The 6566-nt window shown below is 34.4% G+C and carries 6 protein-coding genes; 2 read left to right on the forward strand and 4 right to left on the reverse strand.

Annotated elements, in window-relative coordinates:
* Positions 1-165 precede the first annotated feature (165 nt).
* On the reverse strand, positions 166-510 hold the full coding sequence (locus FC72_RS08755) for a hypothetical protein (RefSeq protein WP_057766862.1): 345 nt from the start codon (positions 508-510) through the stop codon (positions 166-168).
* A gap of 181 nt (positions 511-691) precedes the next feature.
* Between FC72_RS08755 and FC72_RS08760 the strand changes: the two genes are divergently transcribed.
* Positions 692-3229 (forward strand): M1 family metallopeptidase, encoded by a 2538-nt coding sequence (locus FC72_RS08760; protein WP_057766864.1) that lies wholly within the window; start codon positions 692-694, stop codon positions 3227-3229.
* A gap of 133 nt (positions 3230-3362) precedes the next feature.
* On the opposite strand, the gene FC72_RS08765 is transcribed toward FC72_RS08760, so the two are convergent.
* Together FC72_RS08765 and FC72_RS08770 are read right to left on the reverse strand one after the other, a co-directional pair.
* Positions 3363-4061, reverse strand: a complete 699-nt coding sequence (locus tag FC72_RS08765; RefSeq protein WP_057766866.1) for a Bax inhibitor-1 family protein — start codon at positions 4059-4061, stop codon at positions 3363-3365.
* A 101-nt stretch (positions 4062-4162) separates the two neighbouring features.
* Positions 4163-4567 carry a winged helix-turn-helix transcriptional regulator gene (locus FC72_RS08770; RefSeq protein ID WP_083480794.1) on the reverse strand — a complete coding sequence of 135 codons (405 nt, stop codon included), beginning with the start codon at positions 4565-4567 and terminating at the stop codon, positions 4163-4165.
* 135 nt (positions 4568-4702) lie between these two features.
* On the opposite strand from FC72_RS08770, the gene FC72_RS08775 reads away from it, so the two are divergent.
* Entirely contained in the window at positions 4703-5872 is a 1170-nt protein-coding gene (locus FC72_RS08775; RefSeq protein ID WP_057766868.1) for an NADH-dependent flavin oxidoreductase, read from the forward strand.
* Positions 5873-5969: 97 nt separating this feature from the next.
* On the opposite strand, the gene FC72_RS08780 is transcribed toward FC72_RS08775, so the two are convergent.
* Complete coding sequence (locus FC72_RS08780) at positions 5970-6386, reverse strand: hypothetical protein (RefSeq protein ID WP_162253529.1); 417 nt, start codon at positions 6384-6386, stop codon at positions 5970-5972.
* Between the last annotated feature and the right edge of the window lie 180 nt (positions 6387-6566).

The following is a 6566-nucleotide window of genomic DNA, read 5'->3' on the forward strand; positions in this document are numbered from 1 at the left end:
ACTTCAGAAGATTGCTACGGTTTTCTTTATTTATCTTTAAATTTGCAGCATAAACGTGCAACCAATCATAGCTTTTTCCGCTTAAAATAAACAAGACCAGCAATCCTTTGGATTACTGGCCTTGTTTATTTTAATGCTCGAAAGCTGACCATGATTGGCTGCACTCTAAGGATGGAAAAAGGCCATGGCATTGAACACGGCTCCAAGGGAATCGGCATACGATTCTGAATAAGCGTTGCCATATTCGTGTATGATCTTATCCTGTTCAGGGCTAAAATGATATTTTTTACTTACTGCGATTTTCATTAAGAAGTTATTTAAAGTACTTAACGCTTCAGGTATTTCTTTGTATTGATCTTTAACGTTTTCTGGGTCGTTGATTGAAATATATGCTTTGATTATTTCTTTTTTGATATCAATCTCAATATCTGAGTGGCCTAAAGTCCTGTTAAAATCTTTTAGTAATGAATTTATATTACTAATTATCTCTTCTTTTTTTGATTGGTTCATTTAAACACTCCATTTTTCGTGTTGTTTTCATAACAATTATGAAAGTATGTTCTTAAAAATTCAAACAAGAGTCATGATTATAACAAATAAAATAAGTAATAAACAGCTATATGATATTGTGAGTGAATTGATAATGAAAGTCGTATAATAGAAGTATTCTAGATGATTTAGGGAGGAACTTATGACTGAACTAACGCATTTTTATCAAAAATTCCAGCCAACACACTATGATCTTTATATAGATATTGATCGAGGTACAAAGGTTATCACTGGTAAAACTACAATTACTGGTGACGCCAAGGTTAAAGATATTTCGATCCATCAAAAGGATTTAACTATTAAATCAGTCCAAGCTGATGGAAAAGATGTTTCATTTACAACTGAAAATCAAAATGATGCTCTTAATGTTGCTTTAACAAAAACTGGTGAAGTAACTTTAACAATTGAATATTCCGCACCACTTACAGATTCTATGATGGGAATTTATCCTTCATATTACGAAGTAGACGGTGTTAAGAAACAAATCATTGGTACACAATTTGAAACTAACTTCGCTCGTCAAGCATTTCCATGTGTTGATGAACCAGAAGCTAAAGCTAAATTTGATATTGCCCTTAAATTCGATGAACAAGACGGCGAAACAGTATTAAGTAACATGCCTGAAGTAAAGACTGAAAATGGTGTTCATTACTTTGATACTACCGTTCGTATGTCTACTTACTTGATTGCCTTTGCTTTTGGTGACCTTCAAAGTAAAATAACGACTACAAAGAGTGGTGTAAAAGTTGGTGTCTTCGCTACTAAAGCACATAAAGCTAACGAATTGGATTTTGCTTTAGACATTGCCAAACGTGCAATTGAGTTCTATGAAGATTTCTACCAAACACCATATCCACTTCCACATTCATGGCAATTGGCTTTACCAGACTTTTCAGCCGGAGCTATGGAAAATTGGGGACTTGTAACATATCGTGAGGCTTATTTAACACTAGATCCAGATAATACTTCACTTGATACTAAACAATTAGTTGCCACAGTTATTACTCATGAACTTGCTCACCAATGGTTCGGTGATCTTGTAACTATGAAGTGGTGGGATGACCTATGGTTAAACGAAAGTTTTGCTAATATGATGGAATATGTTTCAGTTGATGCAATTGAACCTGACTGGCATATTTGGGAAATGTTCCAAACATCAGACGTTCCAGCCGCTTTACAACGTGATGCTACTGATGGAGTTCAATCTGTTCACGTTGATGTTGAAGATCCAGCCGAAATCGATGCATTGTTTGACAGTGCTATCGTTTATGCTAAAGGTGCCAGAATGCTTGTTATGATGCGTGCTTTAGTGGGTGACGATGCATTACGCAAAGGTTTGAAGAACTATTTTGCTGCACATCAATATAACAATGCCAAAGGTGCTGATCTTTGGAATGCTATTGGTGAAGCTGCCGGTATGGATGTTGCTAAAATTATGAATACTTGGTTGGAACAACCTGGTTATCCTGTTGTTAAAGCCTCAATCATTGATGGTGAATTAACGTTGTCACAAGAACAATTCTTCATTGGGGATGGTGTTGGTAAAGAACGTCAATGGCAGATTCCTTTGAACAGTAATTATGACGCTGCACCTAAAATTATGGCTGATAAAACTATAGTTATTGGGACATATGACAAATTACGTAAAGAAAATGACAAACCTTTCCGTGTTAACGTCGGTAATAATTCACACTTTATTGTTAAATATGATGATGAATTATTGAAAGATATTTTAGATAATATTGATTCATTAGATTCGATTTCTCAATTGCAAATTTTGCAAGACTTAAGACTATTGGCAGAAGGTAATCAAATTTCTTACTCTGAAATTGTTCCATTATTGCCAAAATTTGCTGGAAGTCATTCAAATGTTGTTATTGCCACATTATATCGTGTCGCAAATGATTTGAAGAAATTCGTCACACCAAATTCAAATGAAGCTAAGTCTTTAGAAAAATTATTTGATAAATTGAGTTCTGACCAAGTTAAAAGACTAGGTTGGCAACCAAAATCTGGCGAATCAAATGATGACCAATTGACTCGTCCATATGTTTTGAATGCATCGTTGTATGCTAAGAATCCTATTTCAATTGAATCAGCACATGCAATTTATGTAGATAATGAACAACAAGATCTATCTGCTATTTCGGCTGATATTAGATTATTTATTCTTCGTAACGAAGTTAAAAATTATGGTACAGAAGAAGTCTTTGACAACTTATTAGATGAATATCGTAAATCATCAGATGCTAGTTATAAAGAAGATATCTGTGCAGCATTGACTGCTACACCAGATCCTAAGTTGATTAAGAAATTAGTTGGATTCTTTGAAGACGCTGATACGATCAAACCTCAAGATCTACGTGCTTGGTATCGTGGATTGTTAGCTAATGACGCTGGACAAGAAGCTGCTTGGGATTGGATCAGAAATGACTGGCAATGGTTGGATGACACTGTTGGTGGAGATATGGAATTTACAACATATATCACCGTTACAGCAATGATTTTCCATACACCAGAACGTTTGGCTGAATTTAAGGCCTTCTTTGAGCCTAAATTGAATACACCAGGTATGACACGTGAAATAAGCATGGATATTAAAATCGTTGAAACACGTGTGAAGTTGATTGAAGCCGAAAAAGATGCTGTTAATGAGGCTGTTTCTGGTCTTGTTGATTAGATAGATATACGAATATTGAAACGTGCCAAAAAGCATAACTTTCGAGCATTAAAGTAAAATACCCCGGCAATCTTCCGATTGCTGGGGTATTTTATTTTAATGCTCGAAAGTTGACCATGCTTTTTTGCACTCTCTAATTACTATCACCAAAGATAGAAAGAATGCTCAAGAAAATGTTAATGAAATCTAGTACTAAACTGATTGATGCTACTAAAGCAATGGCGCCGAGTGTTTCTGAGTTTTGAGCGCTGTTATAAATGCGTTTGATATTTTGTGAATCAAAGGCAATGTAGAATAAGAAAACTACGATAACGGCAATGTTGATTAACAATGCGGCTACAGAACTATGGAAAATCAAGATATTGATAACTGAAACTATGATGATTGAAATCAAACCGATTAATAAAGTTCTGCTCCAAGTTGTTAAATCTTTCTTAGTGAAAAATCCAAAGGCTGCTGAAACGATAAATATTACTGAAGTTACAGCTAACGATTGAATAATACTTTGAGCTGAATATAAGTAGAATACTGGAACACCAAAAACTGATAGTGCTATTAGAAATGCTACGTAACTGACGAACGTCATTAAGTACGAAGTAGTTGCGAATCGGTTAGCCATACTAATAAATCCAAAGGCAACCGCAATTACTACTAATGAGAAAATCAAACTATGTGATCCCATCATGTTCATAATTGAATATGAAAGTGAAGTGTTTCTAGCTATAGCATTAGCTGCGATTGTCCAAAAGGCAACACCTAATCCAGTATATAAATATACTAGTGAAGTGAATCGAGCTAAACCAGCTGATTTTGCTTTATCTATTGATTGCATTTATTGTCCTCCCTCTTGTGTAAATCATTATAACAATTTCTTAATATAATGATAGCATAATTGGCATTTTTGGACTTGATATGGGTCATGTGACGACATAATTATTGTTCTAATAACTTCAAAGTAGGATTTTCTTCAGGAATAATTTCAGAACTGTCATGCGTTATATGAATGTGATCACCGTTATCATTCAAATGAGAAGCTTTTTTCTCACCCCAAATAGATAGATCAACTAGCATTTGACGTAATTCCATACCGTCATCAGTTAATGAATAAACAACTTTAGGTGGCACAGTGCCATAACTGGTTCTTTGAATGATGCCATCACTTTCAAGTTCACGTAATTGTTGTGTTAAAACTTTTTGAGAAACGCCTGGCATGAGATTTAATAATTCACCGTTGCGGCGATCTTTTTGACCAATCCAGCAAATAAGTGAAGTCTTCCATTTACCTTCGATGATATCTAGTGTTAAATCGATGCCTAAATTATAAATAATATTTTTCATAAAGCCTGATCCCTCACATTTCTTACCACGTGGTTACTACCTAACTTGTAAGTGCGTACTTACAAATAATTTACTCCCAAATTATACTGTACTTGTAAACAAAATCACAATATAAGGTATAAGGAGATTTATGAAATGGGAAAATATAAATTTTTGGAACCATATACTTTTAAGAATGGTGTAACTGTAAAAAATAGAATCGTTATTCCTCCAATGACTGAACAATCAAGTTTGGAAGATGGATCGGTTTCACGCGATGAAACATATTATGCTAGTTTAAGATCTGGCGGAGTAGGGATGTTCATTAGTCCAGTTGCTTATGTAATTCGTAATGGTAAAGGATTTGAGGGCCAATTATCAGCTAGTGATGACAAATTTATTCCTAGTTTAGCCAAGATGGCTACGGCAATGAAAGGTAATGGCGGTGGTACAAAAGCCATTTTGCAAATATTCCATGCTGGAAGAATGTCAAACAGTGCAATTCTTCGTGGTAACCAAACTGAAAGTGCTAGTGCGATTGCGGCACCTCGTGAGGGTATGGAAACACCAAGAGAATTAACCAATGATGAGATTGAAGAAATCATTAAGGCTTTTGGTGATGCTACAAGACGTGCAATTTTAGCTGGATTTGATGGAGTTGAAATTCATGGTGCTAATACATATTTGATTCAACAATTCTTCTCACCAAACTCAAATCGTCGTACTGACAAGTGGGGCGGTTCAGTTGAAAAGAGAATGAGATTCGGTTTAGAAATAATCAATATTGTTAAAAAGACAATTGATGAATATGCTAAGAAGCCGTTTATCTTGGGATACCGTATTTCACCAGAGGAAATTGAAGAACCAGGTATTCGTATGGAAGATACACTTCAATTTATTGATAAATTAGCTGATCAACCATTAGATTATCTACATATTTCAATGGGTAACGCATGGCGTAAATCATTGAATGACAAGAGTGAGGATAGACCAACTATTCTACGTATTAAAGATCAAGTAAAAGGCAGATTACCACTCATCTCTGTTGGTTCGATTCAAACACCAGCAGACGCTGAAAAGATTATGGATGCCGGTATTGATTTCGCTGCCTTAGGACGTGAATACTTGCGTGAGCCACGTTGGATCGAAAAGGTAGAAAATGGTTTGGAAGATACCATCAGATATAGTGTTAACCGTACCGAACTAGATAATTTGGGATTGAATCCTGCTTTGATGGATTTCTTGGGCATCTTAGGATTAGATCTTGGATTTGAAGGTGAGAATAAGAAGACAGAAAATGGCGTTGATGCCGTGTTTAAGGATTAGAAAAGTTCCAGACAATCTACAAAGTAGATTTGTCTGGAACTTTTCTATCTGACTTTATAATTAAAAAAATAATTAGTTGTCATCTATAGCTATGATGTTAAATGTTATTTATCCAAAAGTTTTTTATATATTGCACTAAAAATTTTAAATTAGAATAGTTATATGTCTTATCAAAATTTTTCGGAAAACTCTTTTTTAGAGAAGATTTGGAATTGATTTTTCCATTGCCAGATGAATTGATTCTAATGTAATTTTTTGATTCATCTAGATCTAGAAAGCATTCAATAGTTAGTGCAAATCCATTTATATTTCTTGTACTAAGTTTATTCCTATATACCACAGGAAAATTTTCTGCAAATTTCAGATTAGGAAGGAGCATTAGTTTTATATTAGGCAGTTTATCTATTTTGTTTAAACTTTCTAAGGCATTAGTTCCAGCTGTATCGTTATCAAAGATAAAGAGAATATTTTGTGTTACTTCTAATTTCACAATTCCCTTGTAGAAGTTGCTCATATTAGGTACTCCCGTGAACGGATAGTCATTTTGCATATCTAGTGGCTCAAAAAAATCTGATATGTTAGGCATAAACATATTTATTGATTTTGATATTATTTTAGTATCTGATAATCCTTCTGTTGCACTAGTCCCTGTCAAGTTGACAGATGAAATATTATAAAGTTGAATCTGTCTCTA

Origin of the sequence: Companilactobacillus tucceti DSM 20183, assembly GCF_001434665.1 — a bacterium.
In the GTDB taxonomy this organism is placed as follows: Bacteria; Bacillota; Bacilli; order Lactobacillales; family Lactobacillaceae; genus Companilactobacillus; species Companilactobacillus tucceti.